At 68.3% G+C, this 20,803-nt stretch carries 25 protein-coding genes and 4 tRNA genes; 19 read left to right on the top strand and 10 right to left on the bottom strand.

The window, feature by feature from the left end; all coding sequences use genetic code 11:
- Positions 1 to 54: 54 nt before the first annotated feature.
- The 9 genes from GZH52_RS01150 (at position 55) to GZH52_RS01190 (ending at position 7,987) form a co-directional block, all read left to right on the top strand.
- Complete coding sequence (locus GZH52_RS01150; protein WP_163314714.1) at positions 55 to 489, top strand: hypothetical protein; 435 nt, start codon at positions 55 to 57, stop codon at positions 487 to 489.
- Positions 490 to 523: 34 nt separating this feature from the next.
- On the top strand, positions 524 to 1,276 hold the full coding sequence (gene ybgF / locus GZH52_RS01155; RefSeq protein WP_203525551.1) for a tol-pal system protein YbgF: 753 nt from the start codon (positions 524 to 526) through the stop codon (positions 1,274 to 1,276).
- A gap of 107 nt (positions 1,277 to 1,383) precedes the next feature.
- Positions 1,384 to 1,872, top strand: a complete 489-nt coding sequence (gene purE, locus GZH52_RS01160; protein WP_163314715.1) for a 5-(carboxyamino)imidazole ribonucleotide mutase — start codon at positions 1,384 to 1,386, stop codon at positions 1,870 to 1,872.
- Positions 1,872 to 3,011 carry a 5-(carboxyamino)imidazole ribonucleotide synthase gene (locus GZH52_RS01165; RefSeq protein WP_163314716.1) on the top strand — a complete coding sequence of 380 codons (1,140 nt, stop codon included), beginning with the start codon at positions 1,872 to 1,874 and terminating at the stop codon, positions 3,009 to 3,011. The genes purE and GZH52_RS01165 overlap by 1 nt, the downstream gene beginning before the upstream one ends.
- A 56-nt stretch (positions 3,012 to 3,067) precedes the next feature.
- Positions 3,068 to 3,946, top strand: coding sequence for a phosphoribosylaminoimidazolesuccinocarboxamide synthase (locus GZH52_RS01170; protein ID WP_163314717.1), 879 nt, complete (start codon positions 3,068 to 3,070; stop codon positions 3,944 to 3,946).
- 6 nt (positions 3,947 to 3,952) lie between these two features.
- A complete protein-coding gene (locus GZH52_RS01175; RefSeq protein WP_163314718.1) occupies positions 3,953 to 4,537 on the top strand; it encodes a GNAT family N-acetyltransferase in 585 nt (194 codons plus the stop codon).
- Between the two features lie 75 nt (positions 4,538 to 4,612).
- Positions 4,613 to 5,548: a sodium-dependent bicarbonate transport family permease gene (locus GZH52_RS01180; RefSeq protein WP_163314719.1), complete on the top strand. Its 936-nt coding sequence runs from the start codon at positions 4,613 to 4,615 to the stop codon at positions 5,546 to 5,548.
- On the top strand, positions 5,548 to 5,850 hold the full coding sequence (locus GZH52_RS01185; protein WP_136551531.1) for a P-II family nitrogen regulator: 303 nt from the start codon (positions 5,548 to 5,550) through the stop codon (positions 5,848 to 5,850). The genes GZH52_RS01180 and GZH52_RS01185 overlap by 1 nt, the downstream gene beginning before the upstream one ends.
- A 115-nt stretch (positions 5,851 to 5,965) precedes the next feature.
- Positions 5,966 to 7,987 (top strand): oxidoreductase, encoded by a 2,022-nt coding sequence (locus GZH52_RS01190; RefSeq protein ID WP_163314720.1) that lies wholly within the window; start codon positions 5,966 to 5,968, stop codon positions 7,985 to 7,987.
- 446 nt (positions 7,988 to 8,433) lie between these two features.
- Here GZH52_RS01190 and GZH52_RS01195 read toward each other — a convergent pair whose 3' ends face one another.
- A complete protein-coding gene (locus GZH52_RS01195) occupies positions 8,434 to 8,907 on the bottom strand; it encodes a TlpA family protein disulfide reductase (RefSeq protein WP_239057963.1) in 474 nt (157 codons plus the stop codon).
- Between the two features lie 126 nt (positions 8,908 to 9,033).
- On the opposite strand from GZH52_RS01195, the gene GZH52_RS01200 reads away from it, so the two are divergent.
- From GZH52_RS01200 to GZH52_RS01230, 7 genes are all read left to right on the top strand, one after another.
- Positions 9,034 to 9,999, top strand: coding sequence for a carbohydrate kinase family protein (locus tag GZH52_RS01200; protein ID WP_163314722.1), 966 nt, complete (start codon positions 9,034 to 9,036; stop codon positions 9,997 to 9,999).
- 60 nt (positions 10,000 to 10,059) lie between these two features.
- Positions 10,060 to 11,340: a glutamate--cysteine ligase gene (gene gshA / locus GZH52_RS01205; protein WP_163314723.1), complete on the top strand. Its 1,281-nt coding sequence runs from the start codon at positions 10,060 to 10,062 to the stop codon at positions 11,338 to 11,340.
- A 60-nt stretch (positions 11,341 to 11,400) separates the two neighbouring features.
- On the top strand, positions 11,401 to 12,348 hold the full coding sequence (gshB, locus tag GZH52_RS01210; protein WP_163314724.1) for a glutathione synthase: 948 nt from the start codon (positions 11,401 to 11,403) through the stop codon (positions 12,346 to 12,348).
- Entirely contained in the window at positions 12,345 to 13,379 is a 1,035-nt protein-coding gene (locus tag GZH52_RS01215) for an FAD:protein FMN transferase (RefSeq protein ID WP_163314725.1), read from the top strand. The genes gshB and GZH52_RS01215 overlap by 4 nt, the downstream gene beginning before the upstream one ends.
- Entirely contained in the window at positions 13,376 to 13,756 is a 381-nt protein-coding gene (locus GZH52_RS01220; RefSeq protein ID WP_163314726.1) for a diacylglycerol kinase, read from the top strand. The genes GZH52_RS01215 and GZH52_RS01220 overlap by 4 nt, the downstream gene beginning before the upstream one ends.
- Before the next feature lie 69 nt (positions 13,757 to 13,825).
- Positions 13,826 to 14,671, top strand: coding sequence for a sulfurtransferase (locus GZH52_RS01225; protein WP_163314727.1), 846 nt, complete (start codon positions 13,826 to 13,828; stop codon positions 14,669 to 14,671).
- A gap of 73 nt (positions 14,672 to 14,744) precedes the next feature.
- Complete coding sequence (locus GZH52_RS01230; RefSeq protein ID WP_163314728.1) at positions 14,745 to 15,965, top strand: SAM-dependent methyltransferase; 1,221 nt, start codon at positions 14,745 to 14,747, stop codon at positions 15,963 to 15,965.
- On the opposite strand, the gene GZH52_RS01235 is transcribed toward GZH52_RS01230, so the two are convergent.
- Both GZH52_RS01235 and GZH52_RS01240 read right to left on the bottom strand, forming a co-directional pair.
- Entirely contained in the window at positions 15,962 to 16,567 is a 606-nt protein-coding gene (locus GZH52_RS01235) for an RBBP9/YdeN family alpha/beta hydrolase (RefSeq protein ID WP_239057964.1), read from the bottom strand. The two genes, GZH52_RS01230 and GZH52_RS01235, sit on opposite strands and share 4 nt — an antisense overlap.
- Positions 16,555 to 17,343 carry an exodeoxyribonuclease III gene (locus GZH52_RS01240; protein WP_163314729.1) on the bottom strand — a complete coding sequence of 263 codons (789 nt, stop codon included), beginning with the start codon at positions 17,341 to 17,343 and terminating at the stop codon, positions 16,555 to 16,557. The genes GZH52_RS01235 and GZH52_RS01240 overlap by 13 nt, the downstream gene beginning before the upstream one ends.
- A 74-nt stretch (positions 17,344 to 17,417) precedes the next feature.
- On the opposite strand from GZH52_RS01240, the gene pyrE reads away from it, so the two are divergent.
- Positions 17,418 to 18,062 carry an orotate phosphoribosyltransferase gene (pyrE, locus tag GZH52_RS01245; RefSeq protein WP_163314730.1) on the top strand — a complete coding sequence of 215 codons (645 nt, stop codon included), beginning with the start codon at positions 17,418 to 17,420 and terminating at the stop codon, positions 18,060 to 18,062.
- A 147-nt stretch (positions 18,063 to 18,209) separates the two neighbouring features.
- On the opposite strand, the gene GZH52_RS01250 is transcribed toward pyrE, so the two are convergent.
- The 6 genes from GZH52_RS01250 to cutA form a co-directional block, all read right to left on the bottom strand.
- On the bottom strand, positions 18,210 to 18,530 hold the full coding sequence (locus GZH52_RS01250; protein ID WP_163314731.1) for a hypothetical protein: 321 nt from the start codon (positions 18,528 to 18,530) through the stop codon (positions 18,210 to 18,212).
- Between the two features lie 92 nt (positions 18,531 to 18,622).
- Positions 18,623 to 18,698, bottom strand: a tRNA-Lys gene (locus tag GZH52_RS01255).
- A 22-nt stretch (positions 18,699 to 18,720) separates the two neighbouring features.
- Positions 18,721 to 18,796 (bottom strand) — tRNA-Lys (locus tag GZH52_RS01260).
- Positions 18,797 to 18,817: 21 nt separating this feature from the next.
- A tRNA-Lys gene (locus GZH52_RS01265) sits at positions 18,818 to 18,893 on the bottom strand.
- A gap of 16 nt (positions 18,894 to 18,909) precedes the next feature.
- Positions 18,910 to 18,985 (bottom strand) — tRNA-Lys (locus GZH52_RS01270).
- Positions 18,986 to 19,149: 164 nt separating this feature from the next.
- Entirely contained in the window at positions 19,150 to 19,479 is a 330-nt protein-coding gene (cutA, locus tag GZH52_RS01275) for a divalent-cation tolerance protein CutA (RefSeq protein ID WP_349290621.1), read from the bottom strand.
- Positions 19,480 to 19,494: 15 nt separating this feature from the next.
- On the opposite strand from cutA, the gene GZH52_RS01280 reads away from it, so the two are divergent.
- On the top strand, positions 19,495 to 19,947 hold the full coding sequence (locus GZH52_RS01280) for an FxsA family protein (protein WP_163314732.1): 453 nt from the start codon (positions 19,495 to 19,497) through the stop codon (positions 19,945 to 19,947).
- On the opposite strand, the gene GZH52_RS01285 is transcribed toward GZH52_RS01280, so the two are convergent.
- Entirely contained in the window at positions 19,938 to 20,234 is a 297-nt protein-coding gene (locus tag GZH52_RS01285) for a DUF167 domain-containing protein (RefSeq protein WP_163314733.1), read from the bottom strand. The genes GZH52_RS01280 and GZH52_RS01285 overlap by 10 nt on opposite strands.
- A 78-nt stretch (positions 20,235 to 20,312) precedes the next feature.
- Between GZH52_RS01285 and GZH52_RS01290 the strand changes: the two genes are divergently transcribed.
- Positions 20,313 to 20,777 (top strand): Dps family protein, encoded by a 465-nt coding sequence (locus GZH52_RS01290; protein WP_163314734.1) that lies wholly within the window; start codon positions 20,313 to 20,315, stop codon positions 20,775 to 20,777.
- Positions 20,778 to 20,803 lie beyond the last annotated feature (26 nt).

Below are 20,803 nucleotides of genomic sequence, written 5' to 3' on the forward strand. Positions count from 1 at the left end.
CTGGTCGGGTAGGGTGGGCGCCGTCGCGCCCGCCCCTTGCCCGAGGATTCCATCATGCCAAGACTGCTGCCCCTGACCTTGCCCGTCCTGTTGCTCGCCGCGTGTGCAGGCACGCCACATCCTACTGCGTCGCCGCTCGAGCCGGTCGCGCCCAGGCCCGACCTCGCGATGGGCGGCATCGGCCCGGTGCTTGGCATCAGCCTGGGTGCCGCCGCGTGCCCGGGCGCGCCGCAGACCATGCTGTTCTATCCGTTCAGCGAGGCGGAGCGCAAGGCACTCGAAGAGAGCGCGCGTTGCCTGAAGGCCAACCCGGGCCAGCGCGTGGTGTTGCGCGGCCACGGTGCCGGTGACGCCGCGCGGCAGGCCGCGGCTGCCGCGCTGCAGGGCGCGGGTGCCAGCGCCGCGCAGATCGTGCCGAGCTTCGGTGCGGCGACCGCCGGCGACAAGCCGGCCGTCGAGCTCTATTACCCGCCCGTGGCACAACCCTGAACCGGCGGCGTTGCCGCCCCAAGTGGAGAACCGAATGTCCATCCGCCGTCTGGCCCCGCTCGCGTTGCCGCTTATGCTCGCCGCCTGCGCGAGCACGTCCGAGCTCGACGAGACCCGTGCCCGCCTCGACCAGGTCAACCGCGAGGCGACCTCCCGCCTGTCGCAGATCGAGTCGAGGATCAGCAACGAGCGTCTGCTGGAAATGGTCGGCAAGGTCGACGCGATGCAGGCCGAGGTGGCCAAGCTGCGCGGCGACAACGAGATGCTGCAGTACCGGATCGGCGAGCTCGCCAAGCGGCAGAACGACTTGTACGCCGATATCGACCAGCGCCTCGCCCGCTTCGAAGGTGGCGGCGCGGCCGGCACGGCGCAGACTGCGGCGGGCGTGGCAAACGCTGGCGGCGCACCCGCCGCCGACCCGGTGCAGGCGGCGTACGACGCCGCGCTCGCCCCCTTGCGCGCGCGCGACTTCGCAGGTGCCATCGTCCAGCTCAAGGCGTTCGCCGACGCGCACCCCGCTACGCCACAGGCGGTGGACGCCACCTACTGGCGCGGCGTCGCGCATACCGCGCTTCGCCAGTACGACGCGGCGATCGACATCCAGCGCCGCTTTGCCGAAGAGAACCCTAACCATGCGCGCGCGCCGGACGCGCTGCGCAATGTCGCCAACGCCCAGCGCGAATTGGAGCAGGTCGACCAGGCGCGCGCGACGCTGCAGAAGCTGATCAAGCGCTACCCGAACTCGGACGCCGCCGCCAAGGCGCGCCAGCAACTGAAGTCGATGTAGGGCCCCTGCCGTTTCTTGATGTCAAGATAATAAATGGTAACGGGCGCGCGCCGCGTTCGGGTAAAATCCGGGCTCTCTCAATCTCAGCTAGACAGGCGGAATACGGCATGATCGAAGTCGGTATCGTGATGGGCAGCAACAGTGACTGGGACGTGATGCAGCACGCCGCGCGCGTGCTCAAGGAGTTCGGCGTCGCTTTCGAGACGCGGGTCGTCTCGGCGCACCGCACGCCCGATCTGCTGTTCTCCTACGCCGAACAAGCCGAGGCGCGCGGCCTGAAGGCGATCATCGCCGGCGCCGGCGGCGCAGCCCACCTGCCGGGCATGCTCGCCGCCAAGACCCACGTGCCGGTGCTCGGCGTGCCGGTGCCGTCCAAGTACCTGCGCGGCGAGGACTCGCTCTTGTCCATCGTGCAGATGCCCAAGGGCATCCCGGTCGCCACCTTCGCCATCGGCGAGGCGGGCGCCGCCAACGCCGCCTTGTTTGCCGTCGCGCAACTGGCGACCACCCGTCCGGAACTGACCGAAGCGCTCAAGGCGTTCCGCCGCCGCCAGGAAGAGACGGTGCTCGCGATGACGCTGCCGGAGGTCGAGTGATGGCTGCGATCCTGCCGCCCGCGATGCTGGGCATCATCGGCGGCGGCCAGTTGGGCCGCATGTTCACCGTCGCCGCCAAGACCATGGGCTACCGTGTCACCGTGCTCGAGCCCGACCCGCTCTCGCCGGCGGCCGAGTTCGCCGACGTGCACCTGTGCGCGCCGTACGGCGACGAGGCCGCGCTCAAGGCGCTGGGCGAAACCTGCGCCGCGGTGACCACCGAATTCGAGAACGTCGACGCAAACGCGATGCGCGCGCTCTCCGCGCTCACCCGGGTGTCGCCGTCCGGCGACTGCGTGGCCGTCGCGCAGGATCGCATCAGCGAGAAGGCGTGGATCGGCAAGGCCGGCCTGCCGACTGCGCCGTATCTGGCGCTGGAAGGTGCGGACGCGCTCGCCGGCATGTCTGACGACGCGCTGTCGGCTTATCTTCCGGGCATCCTCAAGACCGCGCGGCTGGGCTACGACGGCAAGGGCCAGGTCCGCGTGAAGACGCCGGCCGAGGCGCGCGAGGCGTACGGCCAGTTGGGCGTCGCCTGCGTGCTGGAGAAGATGCTGGAGCTGAAACTTGAAGTGTCGGCCATCGTCACCCGCGTGAGCGACGCGCAGTCGGCGGTGTTCCCGCTTGCCGAGAACCGCCACGAGGGCGGCATCCTCGACGTATCCATCGTGCCGGCGCGTGTGGCCCCCGCGCTTGCCGAGCGTGCGCAGGCGATGGCGCTCGCGCTTGCCGACGCGCTGGATTACGTCGGCGTGCTCGCCGTCGAATTCTTCGTGCTCGCCGACGACGCCCTGGTCGTCAACGAGATCGCGCCGCGTCCGCACAACTCCGGCCACTACACGCTGACCGCCTGCGTGACCGACCAGTTCCAGCAGCAGGTGCGCGCGATGTGCGGCCTGTTGCCGGGCAAGACCACGCTGCTCACCCCCGTGGTGATGGTCAACCTGCTGGGCGACGTGTGGCAGGACGACGGCGGCGAACCCGACTGGTCGGTGCTGATGGAGGCGCCGAACGCGCAGCTGCACCTCTACGGCAAGCGCGAGGCCCGCAAGGGCCGCAAGATGGGCCACTTCAACGTGATGGCCGACTCGGCCGACGCCGCGCTCGAGCAGGCCGAGGCGCTGAAGGGCACCCTCTAAACCGATTGCAGGCGGCGCCCGGGCGCCGCCTTTTTACCTTTGCTTGTGGAAAGACCATGACCGGCATCACCTCGACCGACCTCAAGAGCCTGAACAAGATCTACGCGGGCAAGGTCCGCGACCTGTACGCGATCGACGATCAACGCATGCTGATGATCGCGACCGACCGCCTGTCGGCGTTCGACGTCATCCTCGACGACCCGATCCCGGGCAAGGGCCAGATCCTGACCGCGATCTCCAACTTCTGGTTCGACAAGCTCAAAGACGTGGTGCCCAACCACCTGACCGGCGACCAGCCCGAGGACGTGGTGGCGGCCGAAGACCTGCCGCAGGTCGAGGGCCGCGCGGTGGTCGCCAAGCGCCTGAAGCCGGTGCCGATCGAGGCGGTGGTGCGCGGCTACCTCGCCGGGTCCGGCTGGAAGGAATACCAGCGCTCGGGCACCGTATGCGGCATCGAACTGCCAGTGGGCCTCAAGGAGGCGTCCAGGCTGCCCGAACCGATCTTCACGCCGTCGACCAAGGCGGCGGTCGGCGACCACGACGAGAACATCGACTTCGCGCGCTGCTGCGAGATTGTCGGCGCGGAGCTGGCCGAGAAGGTGCGCGACACCGCCATCCTGCTCTACAAGACCGCCGCCGAGTTCGCGGCGACGCGCGGCATCATCATCTGCGACACCAAGTTCGAGTTCGGCCTCGACGAAAACGGCACGCTGACGCTGATGGACGAGGCGCTGACGCCGGACTCCAGCCGCTTCTGGCCGGCCGACAGCTACGCCGAGGGCGGCAACCCGCCGTCGTTCGACAAGCAGTTCGTGCGCGACTGGCTGGAGGCGTCCGGCTGGGACAAGCAGCCGCCGGCGCCGGTGGTGCCGCTGGACGTGCGCGAGAAGACCGCGGCCAAGTACCGCGAAGCACTCGAGCGCCTCGCAGGCTAAGGCGCGATGGGCGGGGACGTGCTGCCGGTGCTCACGGGCGCAAGGCTGCGCCTCGTCCCCGCGTGCGAGCGGCACGCCCTCGCCTGCCTTGCCTACACGCTCGCCAATCGCGCCCACCTCGAACGCTGGGAGCCGATGGCGCCGCCGCAGTGCTTCACCGAGGCGTTCTGGCAGGCGCGCTTGCGCGCCCGCGTGCGCGAGTGGGAAGAGGGCAGCGGCCTCACCTACCTGCTGACGCTGCCGGGCGCGCCGGCGCGGGTGTTGGGCGCTGTGCACGTCTCCAATATCGTGCGCGGCGTGCTGCAGGCCGGCTGCCTCGCCTACAGCCTCGACGCGGCGCACCAGGGGCAGGGGCTGATGCACGAGGCGCTGACCGAGGTGATCGCCTTCGCGTTCGGCCCGCTCTGTCTGCACCGGCTGCAGGCCAACTACCAGCCGGACAATGCGCGCAGCGCGCGGGTGCTTGAGCGGCTGGGGTTCTGCCGCGAGGGCCTCGCCCGCGACTACCTGTATATCGGCGGCGCGTGGCGCGACCATGTGCTGACCTCGCTGACCAACCCCGATTTCGACCCCGCGCCGTTCGGCGCCTGAACCCTGCCCGCGGCAGGGTTTGGCCGGCCAGCCCTTTCCGATATGATGGCGGCGTCTTCATGCAAACGTGCTGCCATGCCGCTAGATCCCGTCGTCCTCTTCTTCCTGCTCGGCCTGGGCGCCGGGCTTGCCCGCGCCGACCTCAAGCTGCCGGCCGCGCTCTATGAAAGCCTGTCGGTCTACCTGCTGCTCGCGATCGGCCTCAAGGGCGGCGTCGCGCTCGCCAAGTTCGCGTCGCCCGCGCTCGCGCTCGAAGTCGGCGCGGTGGTGCTGCTCGGCGCCGCGCTGACGGTCGCCGCCTTTGCCTTGTTGCGCCTGAAACTCGCGCGCGCCGACGCGGCGGCGGTCGCCGCGCACTACGGCTCGGTCAGCGTGGTCACCTTCGCGGTCGCGGTCAGCTTCCTCGCCCGCCAGGGCGTCAGCTGGGAACCCAAGCTCACGCTGTTCCTCGCGGTGATGGAGATGCCGGCCTTGATCGTCGGCGTGCTACTCGCGCGTTGCGGAGGGCAGCGCCGCGTCGAGTGGGGGCGCCTCGCGCACGAGGTGCTGCTGGGCAAGAGCATGGTGTTGCTCGCCGGCGGCCTGCTGATCGGCTGGGCGATCGGCGAGGCGGGCATGCAGAAGCTGTCGCCGCTGTATATCGACCTGTTCAAGCCGCTGTTGTCGCTGTTCCTGCTGGAGATGGGCCTGCTGACCGCCGCGCGGCTGGGGGAACTGCGGCACACCGGCGCGTTCATCGCCGTAGTCGCGCTGGCGGTGCCGCCTGCGTTCGCGCTGGCCGGCCTGGGCACCGCCGCGCTGCTTGGCCTGTCAGCCGGCGGCGCGCTGCTGCTCGCGGTGCTCGCTGCGTCGGCGAGCTATATCGCCGCGCCGGCGGCGATGCGCATCGCGGTGCCCGAGGCGAACCCGGCGTTGTCGCTGGCGGCGAGCCTGGGGCTGACCTTCCCGTTCAACCTGATCGTCGGCATCCCGCTGTACTGGTCGTTCACCCGCACCTTCTGGGGACTCTGATGGAATACCACCACAAGAAACTGCTGACCATCGTCTGCGAGGCGGTGCTCGAGGAGCGCCTGTCGCGCGACGTGCGCCGGCTGGGCGCGCACGGCCACACCGTCACCGACGCGCGCGGCGGCGGCCTGCACGGCAGCAAGCACGGTACCTGGAGCTTCGACCGCAATATCCGCGTCGAGGTGATCTGCGACGACGCGGTCGCCGACGCGATCGCCAGCCACGTCGCCGAGCGCTACGCGCGCGACTACGGGCTGGTGCTCTACGTCAGCGACGTCGGCGTGATGCGGCCCGAGCGCTTCTGAGGCGGTCGCGGCCGCTGTTTATGCATATGCGTTGACAACTTACTGACTGGTAAGTATCGTCGCCGGCAGGGTATTTACAGAAAAAACCGATACTTGCCAACACGAGGACGCCGCGATGACCGCTTACCCGCACCTGCTCGCCCCGCTTGACCTGGGCTTTACCACGCTGAAGAACCGTGTGCTGATGGGGTCGATGCACACCGGCCTCGAGGAGTCGGAGCACGGCTTCGAGAAGATGGCCGCGTTCTACGCGGAGCGGGCGAAGGGCGGGGTCGGCCTGATCGTCACCGGCGGCGTCGGCCCGAACGAGGAAGGCCGCGTCGCGCCGGGCGCGTCCATCCTCAACGACGAGGCCGAGGTGGCGCACCACCGCATCGTCACCGACGCCGTGCACGAGGCCGGCGGCAAGATCGCGCTGCAGATCCTGCACACCGGCCGCTACTCGTTCCAGGAGAACCTGGTGTCGGCGTCGCCGATCTGCGCGCCGATCAACTTCTACCGTCCGCGCGAGCTGAGCGGCGACGACATCCTGCGCACCATCGCCGACTTTGCCGAGTGCGCGCGCCTCGCGCGGCTGGCCGGCTACGACGGCGTCGAGGTGATGGGGTCGGAAGGCTATTTGATCAACCAGTTCCTCGCGCGGCATACCAATAAGCGTAGCGACGAGTGGGGCGGCAGCTTCGAGAACCGCAGCCGCTTCGCGGTGGAGACCGTGAAGGCGGTGCGCCGCGCGGTCGGCGACGACTTCATCATCATCTACCGCCTGTCGATGCTCGACCTGGTGAACGACGGCAGCAGCTGGGACGAGGTCGAGCAACTGGCGCTCTCGATCGAGGCGGCCGGCGCGACCATCATCAACACCGGCATCGGCTGGCACGAGGCGCGGGTGCCGACCATCGCGACCATGGTGCCGCGCGCCGGCTTCGCGTGGGTGACCCGCCGTCTGATGGGCAAGGTGAAGATCCCGCTGGTGACCACCAACCGCATCAACACGCCGGATGTCGCCGAGGCGGTGCTCGCCGACGGCTGCGCCGACATGGTGTCGATGGCGCGGCCTTTCCTGGCCGACCCCGAGTTCGTCAACAAGGCTGCCGAGGGCCGCGCCGACGAGATCAACACCTGCATCGGCTGCAACCAGGCCTGCCTCGACCATATCTTCCAGGGCAAGCTGACCAGCTGCCTGGTGAACCCGCGCGCCTGCCGCGAGACCGAGCTCAACTACCTGCCAACGCCATCTCCCAAGAAGCTGGCGGTGGTCGGTGCCGGCCCGGCCGGCCTCGCCTTTGCCACCGTCGCCGCCGGGCGCGGCCATGACGTGACGCTGTTCGACGCCGCCGGCGAGATCGGCGGCCAGTTCAACGTCGCCAAGAAGATTCCGGGCAAGGAAGAGTTCTACGAGACGCTGCGCTACTTCGCGCGCCAGATCGACAAGACCGGCGTGACGCTGAAGCTTGACCAGCGCGTCGACGCGGACGCGCTGGCGGGTTTTGACGAGGTGGTGCTCGCCACCGGCATCGCGCCGCGCCTGCCGGCGATCCCCGGCATCGAGCACCCGAAGGTGCTGTCCTACCTCGACGTGCTCAAATACGGCAAGCCGGTCGGCGCGCGCGTCGCGATCATCGGCGCCGGCGGCATCGGTTTTGACACCGCCGAGTTCCTGACCCAGCAGGGCGAGTCGACTTCGCTGAATGTCGAAGCGTTCATGCAGGAGTGGGGCGTCGACATGAGCGGCCAGAGCGCAGGCGGCCTGGCCGAGGGTGGCCCGCAGCCGCACGCGAGCGGCCGCGAGGTGTGGCTGTTGCAGCGCAAGAACAGCAAGGTCGGCGAGGGCCTGGGCAAGACCACCGGCTGGATCCACCGCGAGAGCCTGAAGATGAAGCGGGTGAACATGGTGTCGGGCGTGCAGTACGAGCGCATCGACGACGCCGGCCTCACCGTCACCGTCAAGGGCGAGACGCAGACGCTGCCGGTCGACAACGTGATCATTTGCGCCGGCCAGGACCCGCTGCGCGAACTTCTGGCGCCCTTGACCGAGCGCGGCGTGAAGGTGCACCTGATCGGCGGCGCCGACGTGGCCGCCGAACTCGACGCCAAGCGCGCGATCGACCAGGGCAGCCGCCTCGCCGCGGCGATCTGAGCCAAAACCAGTCGGCGGGCCTGCCCCGCCTGACAGGCAACAGCCCCTGCGTGCGGTGCACGCAGGGCTTGTCTTTGGCTATGTCGTAATTAAAAGTTGGTGGTGCTGTTGCTGACATTGCTGGCTGTTTTTGCGCCAGTCTCCCTTCCGCGTAGGCTCGCGCCGGCAACAAAGGCGCTGGCGAGGTCTTAAGCTGGCCCTTGTTCGAGCGATTCGACGGTAGCGAATCGCGAGTTGGCCAGCGCCTCGGCAGCGTTTTTGTTGACGGGGAAGTCGCGAGCCTTCGGGGGCGTTTGGGATGCAAGGGGCTTGTCGCGACAAGCCCCTTGCCCGTTCGCCGCGCGGAAGCGGCACTCAAACACGTCCGCGCAGCGGACACAAAACCCGGGTTCAACCTACCAACTTACAATTGGGATATCGCCCTGTCTTTATCCGGCGGCCGCGGTTTAAAGCCTGGGTTCGACCGCGTCCCTGAGGTTCTGCTCGGAGAGCTTGCCGGTCAGCCGCGCGACCACGCGGCCTTCGCGGTCGAGCACCACGGTGAACGGCAGGCCGCCTGCCTGGTTGCCCAGGGAGCGCATCAGCGCGAGGGTGTCGGCGTTGCCGACCAGGATCGGGTAGCGCACGCCAAGCGAACGCGCCATCGCCGCCGCGCTTCTGGCGTCTTCCAGCGCGATGCCGACCACTTCGCCGCCTTTTGCCTGCCAGCGATTGCGCAGCCGCTCGAGCAGCGGCATTTCCTCGCGGCACGGCGCGCACCAGCTCGCCCAGAAGTTCACCACCACCACGCGGCCGCGGTAGTCGGCGAGCGTCTGCGTCTTCCCTGCGAGGGTGGCGAACGGCGTGGCGGTCAGCGCCGACGCCTGCGCTGCGGGGGCGGCGACCGCCAGCAGTGAAGACAGCAGGATTGCCAGTGGCAACAATCGTTTCGTTTTTCCAACCATGGTGACTATCTTGTCCTGTACGGGGGTGTCGGCGCGTCGGCCCGTCTGGCCGGCCAAACCTGTCGTGTTAGAATCACCGATTGATTTTGCTGCGGAGTGAGCATGGCCATCCTAGTCTGCGGGGCGATCGCCTACGATACCCTGTTTTCGTTCGAAGACCGCTTCGACAGCCAGATCCTGCCCGACCAGCTGCACAAGATCTCGACCACCTTCCTCGCGCCGACCATGCGCCGCGAGTTTGGCGGGCCGGCCGGCAATATCGCTTACAGCCTCGCCATGCTCGGCGAGAAGCCCATCCTGATGGGCGCGGTCGGCGAGGACTTCGCGCCCTACCGCCAGCACCTGAAGCACTTCGGCGTCGACGACCGTTTCGTGAAGGTGATCCCCGGCCAGTATACCCCGCAATGTTTCGGCATCGCCGACTGCGACGGCAACCAGCTGATGGCGTTCCACCCCGGCGCGATGAACTACGGCGACAGCAACCATATCGCCGACGTGCCCGACGCGGTCGACGTCGCCATCCTGTCGCCGGGCGGCCGTGCGGCCTTCCTGCAGCACTCGCGCGAACTCTACGCCGCGGGCATCCCCTTCGTGTTCGACCCGGGCCAGGAGCTGCCGCTGCTGTCGGCCGACGAGATCCGCGAGATCGTCGAGATGGCGAGCTACCTCGCGATCAACGACTACGAGAGCGAGCTGATCCGCGAGCGCGCCGGGCTGACCCTCGACATGCTGCGCGCCAAGGTGAAGGCGCTGATCGTCACCCGCGGCTCCAAGGGCGCCGAGATCTACGCCGACGACAGCGTGCACCTGATCCCGCGCGTGCAGATGGACGCGCCGCCGATCGACCCGATGGGCTGCGGCGACGCCTTCCGCGCCGGCCTTCTGTACGGCATCCGCCACGGCCTGGACTGGCGGGTGACCGGGCGTCTGGCCAACGTGATCGGCGCGATCAAGGTCACCAGCAACGGCCCGCAGAACCATTTCTTCGACTGGGAGAAACTCGCCGGGCTGTACCTGGCGAGTTACGGCGAGGAATTGCCGCTGCCGCGGGGACGTGCCGGCGCTTGAAGTGCGCGGCCGGCGTCCCCATCATCACAAGATTACAAATGACTGATCGATGGGAAAGCCATGCCCGTACCGCATCTGACCACCGCCTTGCAGGGGCCCCTGCTCGAACTTGAGCGCCGCATCCTCGCCGCGCAGCCGCAGATCGAGCACTGGTTCAGGACCCGCTGGAACCAGCATGCGACCCCGTTCTACGGCTCGGTGGACCTGAGGAACAGCGGCTTCAAGCTCGCGCCGGTCGACATGAACCTGTTTCCCGGCGGCTTCAACAACCTGAACCCGGAGTTCCTGCCGCTGGCGGTGCAGGCCGCGCAAAGCGCGGTCGACAAGGTGTGCCCGGAAGCGCGTAGCCTGCTGCTGATCCCCGAGAACCACACCCGCAACACCTACTACCTGCAGAACGTCGCGACGCTGGTGCACATCTTCGAGCAGGCCGGGCTCAAGGTGCGCGTCGGCACACTGAACCCCGAAGTGACCGAGCCGACCAAGCTTTCCACCGCCAGCGGCGGCACGCTGACCGTCGAGCCCATCGTGCGCGCGGGCAACCGCCTGAAGCTCGCCGACGGCTTCGACCCCTGCGTCGTGCTGCTCAACAACGACTTGTCCGCCGGCATCCCGCCGCTGCTACAGAACCTCGAGCAGTCGCTGTTGCCGCCCCTGCACGCGGGCTGGGCGGTGCGCCGCAAGTCCAACCACTTCGCCGCGTACGACGAGGTCGCGCGCGAGTTCGCCGAGCTGATCTCGATCGACCAGTGGACGATCAACCCCTACTTCGAACAGTGCTCCGGCCTCGACTTCCACTCGCGCCAGGGCGAGGAGGCGCTGGCGGCGACCGTCGACGGGATGCTGGCGAAGATCCGTGCCAAGTACGCCGAGCACGGCATCGAGCAGGAGCCCTTCGTGATCGTCAAGGCCGACGCCGGCACCTACGGCATGGGCGTGATGAGCGTGAAGAAGGGCGAGGAGGTGATCGGCCTCAACCGCAAGGCGCGCAACAAGATGTCGGTGGTGAAGGAGGGGCTGGAGGTCTCCGAGGTCATCGTGCAGGAAGGCGTGTACACCTTCGAGACGGTCAACGAGGCGGTCGCCGAGCCGGTGGTCTACATGATGGACCGCTACGTGATCGGCGGCTTCTACCGCGTGCACACCGGCCGCGGCATCGACGAGAACCTCAACGCGCCGGGCATGCACTTCGTACCGCTGACCTTCGAGTGCGCGTGCCTGCCGGACAAGCAGGGCGCGCCCGACTGCCCGCCCAACCGCTTCTACGCCTATGGCGTGATCGCCCGCCTCGCGCTGTTGGCCGCGGCGCTCGAACTCGAAGCGACCGACCCGGACGCCTGAGGCGCCCCAACCCTGCGGCCGGCATGACGCCGGCCCGTGCCCCCTATTGCGAGACCTGACATGCGCATCCTGTTCATCGCCGACCCGCTCGAGACCTTCAAAACTTACAAGGACACCACCTTTGCGATGATGGAGGCCGCGCACGCACGCGGGCATGCCTTCTCGTTCGCCGAGGCGGGGGACCTGTCCGTCGAGGGCGGCCGCGTGCTGGTTGACGCCAGCAGCGTCACCCTGACCGGCGACGACAAGGTCTGGTTCCGCAAGGAGCCGGCGCAGCGGCTGCCGCTGTCCGCGTTCAACTGCGTGGTGATGCGCAAGGACCCGCCGTTCGACCTCGAGTACCTGTACGCGACCCAGCTCTTCACGCTGGCCGAGCAGCAGGGCGTGAAGGTGTTCACCAGCGGGCAGGCGCTGCGCGACTTCAACGAGAAGCTCGCCATCCTCAAGTTCGCCGAGTGGACCGCGCCGACACTGGTCACCAGCAACAGCGCCCGCATCAAGGCCTTCGTACGCCAGCACCTGGACGTGATTGTCAAGCCGCTGGACGGCATGGGCGGCGCCGGCATCTTCCGGCTGCGCCCGGACGACGCCAACCTCAACGTGATCCTGGAGACCATCACCGGCCACGATACGCGCACGGTGATGGCGCAGCGCTATATCCCCGAGATCCGCGACGGCGACAAGCGCGTGCTGGTGATCGACGGCGTGCCGGTCGACTACGGCCTCGCGCGCATCCCGGCGGTCGGCGAGACGCGCGGCAACCTCGCCGCCGGCGGCCGTGGTGAGGCGCGCCCGCTGTCGGCGCGCGACCGCGCGATCGCCGAGGCGGTCGGCCCCGAACTCAAGCGCCGCGGCATCCTGCTCGCTGGGCTCGACGTGATCGGCGACTACCTGACCGAAGTCAACGTGACGAGCCCGACCTGTTTCCGCGAGATCATGGACCAGACCGGCCTCGACGTGGCCGGCCTCTATATCGACGCGCTGGAGCGCGCCTGCGCCGGCGCATGAGGGCGCTGGCGCTCGCCGCGCTCTTGTTGCTGTCGGCGTGCGGCGCGCGCGAACCCTACCGGCAGGAGGCGTACGCCTTCGGCACCCGCATCGAGGTGACGGTCGACGGCGCGGCCGAGGCTGACGCGCGCCGTGCGGTCGGCGCCGTGCTCGCCGACCTCGACGCGCTGCACAAGCGGCTGCACGCGTGGCAGCCGGGCTCCGAAATCGTCGCGATCAACGACGCGTTTGCGCGCGGCGAGCCGGCGCCGGTGAGCGCTGATCTTGCAGATTTGATCGCGCGCTCGCGCGCGATCGAGGCGGCGTCGGACGGGCTCTTCTCGCCGGCGATCGGCCGCCTGGTCAGGCTGTGGGGCTTTCACGCCGACAACTACGCGCCGGTCACGCCAGGCGCCGCCGAGCTTGCCGCGCTGGTCGGCGCCAAACCGCGCCTCTCCGACGTCAGCGTGCAGGGCGGGCGCATCGCCAGCAGCAAGCCCGAAGTCGCGCTCGACCTGGGCGGCGTCGCCAAGGGCTGGGCGCTCGAGCGCGCGTACGCGCGCCTCAAGGCGGCTGGCGTGCGCTCGGCGCTGGTCAATATCGGCGGCAACGTGATCGCGCTGGGGCAGAAGGCCGACGGCTCGCCGTGGACGGTCGGCATCCGCCACCCGCGCCGCAACGAGGCGATGGCGAGCGTCGAGCTGGCCGACGGCGAGGCGATCGGCACCTCGGGCGACTACCAGCGCTACTTCGAGGCGGGCGGCACGCGCCACTGCCACCTGGTCGACCCGCGCGACGGCAACACCGGCTGCGCGCTGCAGGCGGCGACCGTGCTCGCGTCGGGCGCGGGCGCCGGGCTCAAGTCGGACGCGGTGAGCAAGCCGCTCTATTTTGCCGGCCCCAAGCAGGCGGCCGCCTATGCCCGCAGGATGGGCGTGCGTGATATCCTGCTGGTCGACGGCGCCGGCGAAGCTTGGCTATCGCCTTCCTTCGCGCGCCGCATCCACTGGCTGGTCAAACCCGCCGTCGTCCATACGCTGGAACAACCATGAAGTCCGACTCCATCAGCCCGTTCAAGGGCAAAAGCGGCGTGCGCCGCCTGATCAACGCCTTCGGCTACTCGCTCGCGGGCTACGCGGCCGCCTTCCGCCACGAGGCCGCGTTCCGCCAGCTCTTCCTGCTCGCGCTGGTGCTGGTGCCGGCAGCCTTCGTGTTCGACGTCAGCCGCGCCGAGCGCGCGCTGATGGTCGCCAGCGTGCTGCTGACGCTGGTGATCGAGCTGTTCAACTCGGCGATCGAGGCGGCGGTCGACCACACCTCGCTCGAGCGCCACCCGCTGGCCGGCCGCGCCAAGGACATGGGCAGCGCCGCCCAGCTGACCGGGCTTGTCATCGTCGCTGCGGTGTGGGGGCTGATCCTGCTGGGTTGAGCGCACCTCTTGCCATCGGCATGGCGGGCGGCTTAGGCTGGCCGTGACCGATCCACGAGGAGTTTGCCCATGTTCCAGACCCTGATCAGCGGTGGGGCGCTGCACGCACTGCAGGCCGGCACCGCCCCGGCCGTGCTGCTCGACTGCCGTTTCCAGCTTGCCGACCCCGATTACGGCACGCGCGCCTACGCCGCAGGCCACCTGCCCGGCGCGCACTACCTGCACCTCGACCACGACCTCTCCGGCGCCAAGACCGGCTGCAACGGCCGCCACCCGCTGCCAGAGCTTGCCACGCTCGCCGCGCGCCTCGCCGCGCTCGGCGTCGGCGACGGGCGGCAGGTGGTCGCCTACGACGACGCAGGCGGCATGTTCGCCGCGCGCGCGTGGTGGCTGCTGCGCCTCATGGGGCACGCCGAGGTCGCGGTGCTCGACGGCGGTGTCTCCACCTGGCTGGCAGCCGGCGGCGAGCTCGACACCGCCGTGCCGGCGGCGCAAGGCGCCGTATTCAGCCGGCGAGCGCCGCTGGAGGGCACGGTATCGTGTGCCGAAGTGCTGGCCAATCTCGCCGCGCCTGCCTTCATGGTGGTCGACGCGCGCGGTGCCGACCGTTTCGCCGGGCAGAACGAGACCATCGACCCGGTCGCCGGCCATATCCCCGGCGCGCGCAACCACCCGTTCATGCAGAACCTCGCAGCCGACGGCCGCTTCAAGGCGACGGAAACGCTCGCTGCCGAGTGGCGCCAGCTGTTCGCCGGCGTGCCGGCCGAGGCGGCCGTCCACCAGTGCGGCAGCGGGGTGACCGCCTGCCACAACCTGCTCGCGCTCGCGCATGCGGGCTTGCCCGGCGGCCGCCTGTACCCGGGCTCGTGGAGCGAATGGTGTAGCGACCCGGCGCGTCCGGTCGAGGCCGGCTGACGCGGGCGCTCTTTGCTTTCGTCGTGGTTTCGCCTATCCCGTATGGATGCAGGTACAGACCACGGAGGCAGGCATGCTCAAAACCTTGTTGCGGTCCTTGTTCGCCGGGCTAAACGGGCCGCGGCCATTCGCCGTCGAATACTGGGACGGCGACCGTATCCTCTACGGGCAAGGTGAGCCCGCTTTCACGCTGCGCTTCACGCGCGAGCCCGACGGCGCGCCGGACGAGCCGGTCGTCTATCTGGGCGAGTGTTATATGGACGGCGCGCTCGAGATCGACGGCTCGTGGGATGCGTTACTCGCGACCATGGTCGCCGGCTCCGCCACGCTGATCGGGCGCGGCACCGGCAAGGCGCTGGGCTGGCTGGGCGAGAAACTCGCCGCGCGGCGCGAGCGGCAAAGCCACAACGTGCGCCACCATTACGACATCGGCAACGACTTCTACCGGCTGTGGCTGGACGAGACGCTCACCTATTCGTGCGCGTACTTCCGTACGCCGGACGATACGCTGGAGGCCGCGCAGCGCAACAAGGTCGCGCTGTGCCTGGACAAGCTGGGCGTCGGCGAGGGCACGCGGCTGCTCGACATCGGCTGCGGCTGGGGCGAGATGGCGATCGCGGCGGCGCGCCGCGGTGCGCGGGTGGTCGGCATCACGCTGTCGCAGGAACAGCGCGCAGGCGCCTGCGAGCGCGTGCGCGCGGCCGGGCTGGAAGGGCGCGTCGACATCCGCCTGCAGGACTACCTCGACCTCGACGGCAACGTCGAGCGCTTCGACCGGGTGGTCAGCGTCGGCATGTTCGAGCATGTCGGCCGCGGCCACCACCACGACTTCTTCGCGCGCGCGAGCGACGTGCTGGAAGAGGGCGGGCTGATGCTGCTGCATACCATTACCGGCCCCGAGAGCCGCGAGACCAACCCGTGGATAGAGAAATACATCTTTCCCGGTGGCTATATCCCGGCGCCGGAGACGCTGGTGTCGGCGCTGCCGGCGCACCGCTTCCAGCTGGTGCACATGGAGAGCCTGCGCCTGCACTACGCGCAGACCCTGCAGTGCTGGCTTAAGCGCTACAAGGCGGTGACGCCGCAGGTGCTCGCGATGTTCGACACGCGTTTCGAGCGCATGTGGACCATGTACCTGCGCGGCTGTTCGGCCGCCTTCCGTGCGGGCGATCTCGACATCCACCAGCTGCTGGTCTCCAAGGGCAACAACAACACCCTGCCGCGCGACTGGGGCTATCTGTACGGCGGCGGCGCTCCGCTTGACTGGGCCGGAGCCGCCGATTCACCGGGCTAGCCGAGCATCAGCTGCTGCAGCAGCTTCTGGCCAGCCGGCCAGGCGCCAAGCCCGGCAGTGTCGCCCAGGTGTCCGGCGTCGCCCGCGTCGATCAGGCGCGCGCCCCAAGCGGCGGCCATCTGCGTCGCCTCGGCGAACGGACAGAACGGGTCGTTGCGGCTGGCGACGACGATGGCCGGGCAGGGCAGGCGCTGCAGGCGTGGCGCGTCAAAGCCGCTGAAAGGCATCAAGGGGGTGCCGGCGGGCACGACCCCGGCGTCCGAGGCCGCCTCGTCCAAGATCGGCAGCGCGGGCGGCGCGACCAGCAGCAGGCCGTGCGCGCGCTTGCGCTCGGCGAGCGGGAGCGACAGTACCCAGTCGACGGCCGTGTGGCAGCCCAGGCTGTGCGCGGCGACCACCACCCGCCCCGGGCAGGCGGCGATGGCGGCGGTGAGCGCCGCGAGCCACGGACCGCGCTCGGGGGCGAACCAGTCGGGCATTTCGGCGCGGCAGGCGAGCGGGTAGCCCTTCTCCCAGCGCGTCTGCCAGTGCTGCGCGCCCGAACTGCCCCAGCCGGGCGCGGTGACGAGGAATACCTCGTCGTCTTCGATCAGGCCGAACATGGCAGCGTGTACGCGTAGTCGACGATCAAGGGCGCGTGGTCTGAGAACTTCTCGCCCTTGTACACGCTGGCCGCGCGCGCCTTGTCCATCATCGACGGCGAGACGACGTGGTAGTCGATCCGCCAGCCGACGTCTTTCGCGTAGGCCTGGCCGCGGTTACTCCACCAGGTATAGCCGGGCGTGTCCGGATACAGCGTGCGCCACACGTCGCACCAGCCGACGCGGCTGAACAAATCGCCTATCCATGCGCGCTCCTCGGGCAGGAAGCCCGAGTTCTTCAGGTTGCTCTTCCAGTTCTTCAGGTCGATCTCGTTATGCGCGATATTCCAATCGCCGCAGATCACCACGTCGCGCCCCTCGGCTATCAGTTGGGTGAGGTGGGGCAGGAACACGTCGAGGAAGTCGAACTTCACCTGCTGGCGCTCATCCGAGCTCGAGCCGGAGGGCAGGTACAGCGAGATCACGGTCAGGCGGCCGAAGTCCAGTCTGAGGTAGCGGCCCTCGGCGTCGATCCAGTCGACCCCCAGTCCCTCGATGACGGCGTCCGGTGTGTGGCGGGTGTAGACGCCGACGCCGCTGTAGCCCTTCTTTTCCGCGTAGTGGAAGTAGCCGGTCAGCCCGTCGGGCGCACGCATGCGCTCGGAGAGGTCGCCGGCCTGTGCCTTGAGTTCCTGCACGCAGACGATGTCGGCCGGTTCGCGGACCAGCCAGTCGAAGAAGCCCTTCTTGTCGGCGGAGCGGATGCCGTTGAGGTTGGCGCTGATGACGCGGAGCAAGGGGGGTCTCCCGTGGTATGCTTGCCGCCGTTTGGCCGCAAGGCTGTGGATAGAATTCAGAACGAGGGGTTTATATGAGCGATTTCCGCCAGGATTTCATCCGTTTCGCACTCGACAAGCAAGTGCTGAAGTTCGGTGAGTTCGTCACCAAGGCCGGCCGTCTGTCGCCGTATTTCTTCAACGCCGGCCTCTTTAACGACGGCGCGAGCACGCTCGCGCTGTCGCGTTTCTACGCGAAGTCCATCCTCGCCTCCGGCGTCGGCTTCGACATGTTGTTCGGCCCGGCGTACAAGGGCATCATCCTCGCCGCCGCCACCTCGATGGCACTGGCCGAAGAGGGCCGCAACGTGCCGTTCGCGTACAACCGCAAGGAAGCCAAGGACCACGGCGAGGGTGGCACCCTGGTCGGCGCGCCGCTCAAGGGGCGCGTGCTGATCATCGACGACGTGATCAGCGCCGGCACTTCAGTGCGCGAGTCGGTCGAACTGATCCGCAAGGCCGGCGCAGAGCCTGCCGGCGTCGCCATCGCGCTCGACCGCATGGAGCGCGGCACCGGTGCGCTGTCCGCGGTGCAGGAAGTCTCGCAGCAATACGGCCTGCCGGTGGTCGCGATCGCGACCCTGAAAGACCTGATGACCTTCATCGACGGCAGCGAGGCGCTCGCGGCGCACCGCGCGGCGGTCAAGGCCTACCGCGATACCTACGGCGTTGACGCCTGAGCGCCTGTTCACGGTTTGCTGCGCATCGGCGATACGGCGTTAAAAACGGCTGCGAAATGCTCATGTACGAGCTGTACATTCCGCTTTCTCAGCCGTTTTCGCCTTGTCTCGCGCTCGCTCGCGAGACCGTGAACACGCTCTGAGCTCTCAGTTGGCCGCCTGCTTCGCCTGCCACGCGGCGTCGAGGCGGGTGGCCGCGTCCTTGAGCGCGGCGTCGCTGGCGGCGGCCGCGCCCTGCGCTGCGGCCAGTTCGCCGTCGGCTTTTTGCAGCAGCGCCTGCGCGTCGATCACGCGCGCTTCGGCCATGCGGCGGGCCTCCTGGGCGGCGGCGAGCCGCTTCTGGCTGGCCGAGTGCTGGCTGTCGGCCTGCTGGTAGACCATCTGCGCGGAGAGCAGATCCTGGCTGGGGCCGGCAAGGCAGGGCAGGGAGGCGAGCGCGAAAAGCGCGGCGGCGAGCGGTCGGGTCATGCGTATAGGGTTCCTTGTATTATTCCTGCAAGCTTAACAGCCGCCGGCGCAAACGAAAAACCCTCCGCAGGCGAACCTGGGAGGGTTGATCTTGGTGGGTCGTGCGGGATTCGAACCTGCGACCAACGGATTAAAAGTCCGCTGCTCTACCAGCTGAGCTAACGACCCGAAAACGGGCGCCGGTGGTATGTGGTGGGTCGTGCGGGATTCGAACCTGCGACCAACGGATTAAAAGTCCGCTGCTCTACCAGCTGAGCTAACGACCCCGGGATACCGGGCTTGCATTGTGGTGGGTCGTGCGGGATTCGAACCTGCGACCAACGGATTAAAAGTCCGCTGCTCTACCAGCTGAGCTAACGACCCCCGTGCCGGGTCTTGGTGGTGGGTCGTGCGGGATTCGAACCTGCGACCAACGGATTAAAAGTCCGCTGCTCTACCAGCTGAGCTAACGACCCCCAAGGCATGGGCTTCTTGTCCCGAATCGGCTAGTTGCATGCCAATCCAGATCAAGAGAGATCGAGACTATACCGATTGCCCAAAGTTGCGTCAAGCTGTTTTGCGGTTGACGCCTTTTTATGTCACGGGCTGAACCTTGCAGGCTGTGCGCGTTCGAAACGCTTTAGTCCGTGCGGCTTGAAATCACCTGCCCGCTGACCCATGTAAGGTAGGCGGGCAGGCCAGCCGCGGCCTCCCAGGCGACGATCTCCGGGACGTCGTACGGGTGCAGCGCCTGCAACCTCGCCTCGAGCGCCGGATACGCGCCGGCGGTGGTCTTGATCAGCAGCGGCACCTCGACGGCTTCCTCGACGGCGTCCTGCCAGCGGTAGACCGAGCGGCAGGGGGGCAACTGGTTCACGCAGGCGGCCAGGCGCTCGTCGATGAGCGTGCGGGCGATGCGGCCGGCGGTGACTTCGTCCGGCGTGTTGCAGATGACGAACATTATTTTCATGCGTATCGGAGCCTCATGCGCGCAATCCTGTTGTTGATTCTCGCCTACCCCTTCCTCGAGGTGGCGTCCCTTGTCTACATGGCCGACCATTTCGGCGGCGGCTTCGTGCTCGGCTGGGTCATCGTCAGCGCGCTGATCGGCGTGCTGATGCTGCGCAACCAGAAAGTCGGCGCCCTGCTGACGCTGGGCGCGGTGCTGCGCAAGCCGGGCGAAGTCTCGCTGTACGGCCTGTTGTGGCCGCTGCGCTTCCTGCTCGCCGGCGTGCTGTTCCTGATCCCCGGCTTCATCAGCGACGTGCTGGCCGTGCTGTTGCTGCTGCCCCTGAAGGGCCCCAGCCTGAAGGTGCCGCCGGCCGGCGGTTTCGGCGGCGGGAGCGGTCAGGCCGGCCCGGCCGGCGACGGCGCGATCGAGGGCGAATACACCCGCGTCGACGAGACGGTCGACCCCGACCGCAGGATTCACAAATAACCCAGACGAGCCGCGATTTCGTCGGCGTTAAGTGCAGTGTCGACGTCGACGAGCTTGTGCCGGTTCTTGTCGCCGGAAACCAGCACCACGTCGCGCCGCGCCGCGCCGAGCGTCTTGGCCAGCCACGCGATGAGCGCGGTATTGGCCTTGCCCTCGACCGGCGGCGCCGCCAGGCGGATCTTCAGCGCGCCGTCGTGTTCGCCCGCGCATTCCGTCTTGCGGGCGCCGGGCTGGATGTAGAGCGTCAGCCGGAAGCCGCCGGGGCGCGGCGTAAGCCAGGGTTTCATCTGCGTCAAATCGCGGTGGGGGCAAAGCGGGTATTTTAGTGCATCCCTGATCCAACCACTCACCAGAGGAGTCTTACCATGGATATCGGCATTTCCAACCAGGACCGTACCGTCGTCGCCGAAGGCCTGTCGCGCGTGCTCGCCGACACCTACACGCTGTACCTGAAGACGCACAACTTCCACTGGAACGTCACCGGCCCGATGTTCCGTTCGCTGCACCTGATGTTCGAAGAGCAGTACACCGAACTGTCGACCGCCGTCGACCTGATCGCCGAGCGCATCCGCTCGCTCGACCACTTCGCGCCGGGCAGCTACGCCGACTTCGCGCGCCTGACCTCGATCGAGGAAGCACGCGGCGTACCGGCAGCCGAGGAAATGATCGCGCAGCTGGTCGCCGGCCACGAGGCGGTGTGCCGTACCGCGCGCTCGCTGTTCGAGGCGGTCGAGCGTTGTGGCGACGAGGCGACGGCCGACCTGTTGACCCAGCGCCTGCAACTGCACGAGAAGACCGCGTGGATGTTGCGCAGCCTGCTGGTGCGTTAAACTCGCGGGTATGACCCGTTCATTCC

The sequence above is a fragment of the Crenobacter caeni genome, from assembly GCF_010435965.1.
Lineage (GTDB): Bacteria > Pseudomonadota > Gammaproteobacteria > Burkholderiales > Chromobacteriaceae > Craterilacuibacter > Craterilacuibacter caeni.

Bases quoted from the DNA above. Each gene is read 5' to 3' on its own strand.
- GZH52_RS01225 (WP_163314727.1), top strand. From the start codon at position 13,826: ATGTTCCAGACCCTGATCAGCGGTGGGGCGCTGCACGCACTGCAGGCC.
- GZH52_RS01200 (WP_163314722.1), top strand. From the start codon at position 9,034: ATGGCCATCCTAGTCTGCGGGGCGATCGCCTACGATACCCTGTTTTCG.
- GZH52_RS01150 (WP_163314714.1), top strand. From the start codon at position 55: ATGCCAAGACTGCTGCCCCTGACCTTGCCCGTCCTGTTGCTCGCCGCG.
- pyrE (WP_163314730.1), top strand. From the start codon at position 17,418: ATGAGCGATTTCCGCCAGGATTTCATCCGTTTCGCACTCGACAAGCAA.
- GZH52_RS01165 (WP_163314716.1), top strand. From the start codon at position 1,872: ATGGCTGCGATCCTGCCGCCCGCGATGCTGGGCATCATCGGCGGCGGC.
- GZH52_RS01220 (WP_163314726.1), top strand. From the start codon at position 13,376: ATGAAGTCCGACTCCATCAGCCCGTTCAAGGGCAAAAGCGGCGTGCGC.
- GZH52_RS01250 (WP_163314731.1), bottom strand. From the start codon at position 18,530: ATGACCCGACCGCTCGCCGCCGCGCTTTTCGCGCTCGCCTCCCTGCCC.
- GZH52_RS01170 (WP_163314717.1), top strand. From the start codon at position 3,068: ATGACCGGCATCACCTCGACCGACCTCAAGAGCCTGAACAAGATCTAC.
- GZH52_RS01215 (WP_163314725.1), top strand. From the start codon at position 12,345: ATGAGGGCGCTGGCGCTCGCCGCGCTCTTGTTGCTGTCGGCGTGCGGC.
- GZH52_RS01290 (WP_163314734.1), top strand. From the start codon at position 20,313: ATGGATATCGGCATTTCCAACCAGGACCGTACCGTCGTCGCCGAAGGC.
- purE (WP_163314715.1), top strand. From the start codon at position 1,384: ATGATCGAAGTCGGTATCGTGATGGGCAGCAACAGTGACTGGGACGTG.
- gshB (WP_163314724.1), top strand. From the start codon at position 11,401: ATGCGCATCCTGTTCATCGCCGACCCGCTCGAGACCTTCAAAACTTAC.
- GZH52_RS01175 (WP_163314718.1), top strand. From the start codon at position 3,953: ATGGGCGGGGACGTGCTGCCGGTGCTCACGGGCGCAAGGCTGCGCCTC.
- gshA (WP_163314723.1), top strand. From the start codon at position 10,060: ATGCCCGTACCGCATCTGACCACCGCCTTGCAGGGGCCCCTGCTCGAA.
- GZH52_RS01185 (WP_136551531.1), top strand. From the start codon at position 5,548: ATGGAATACCACCACAAGAAACTGCTGACCATCGTCTGCGAGGCGGTG.
- GZH52_RS01285 (WP_163314733.1), bottom strand. From the start codon at position 20,234: ATGAAACCCTGGCTTACGCCGCGCCCCGGCGGCTTCCGGCTGACGCTC.
- GZH52_RS01235 (WP_239057964.1), bottom strand. From the start codon at position 16,567: ATGTTCGGCCTGATCGAAGACGACGAGGTATTCCTCGTCACCGCGCCC.
- GZH52_RS01190 (WP_163314720.1), top strand. From the start codon at position 5,966: ATGACCGCTTACCCGCACCTGCTCGCCCCGCTTGACCTGGGCTTTACC.
- GZH52_RS01230 (WP_163314728.1), top strand. From the start codon at position 14,745: ATGCTCAAAACCTTGTTGCGGTCCTTGTTCGCCGGGCTAAACGGGCCG.
- ybgF (WP_203525551.1), top strand. From the start codon at position 524: ATGTCCATCCGCCGTCTGGCCCCGCTCGCGTTGCCGCTTATGCTCGCC.
- GZH52_RS01280 (WP_163314732.1), top strand. From the start codon at position 19,495: ATGCGCGCAATCCTGTTGTTGATTCTCGCCTACCCCTTCCTCGAGGTG.
- cutA (WP_349290621.1), bottom strand. From the start codon at position 19,479: ATGAAAATAATGTTCGTCATCTGCAACACGCCGGACGAAGTCACCGCC.
- GZH52_RS01180 (WP_163314719.1), top strand. From the start codon at position 4,613: ATGCCGCTAGATCCCGTCGTCCTCTTCTTCCTGCTCGGCCTGGGCGCC.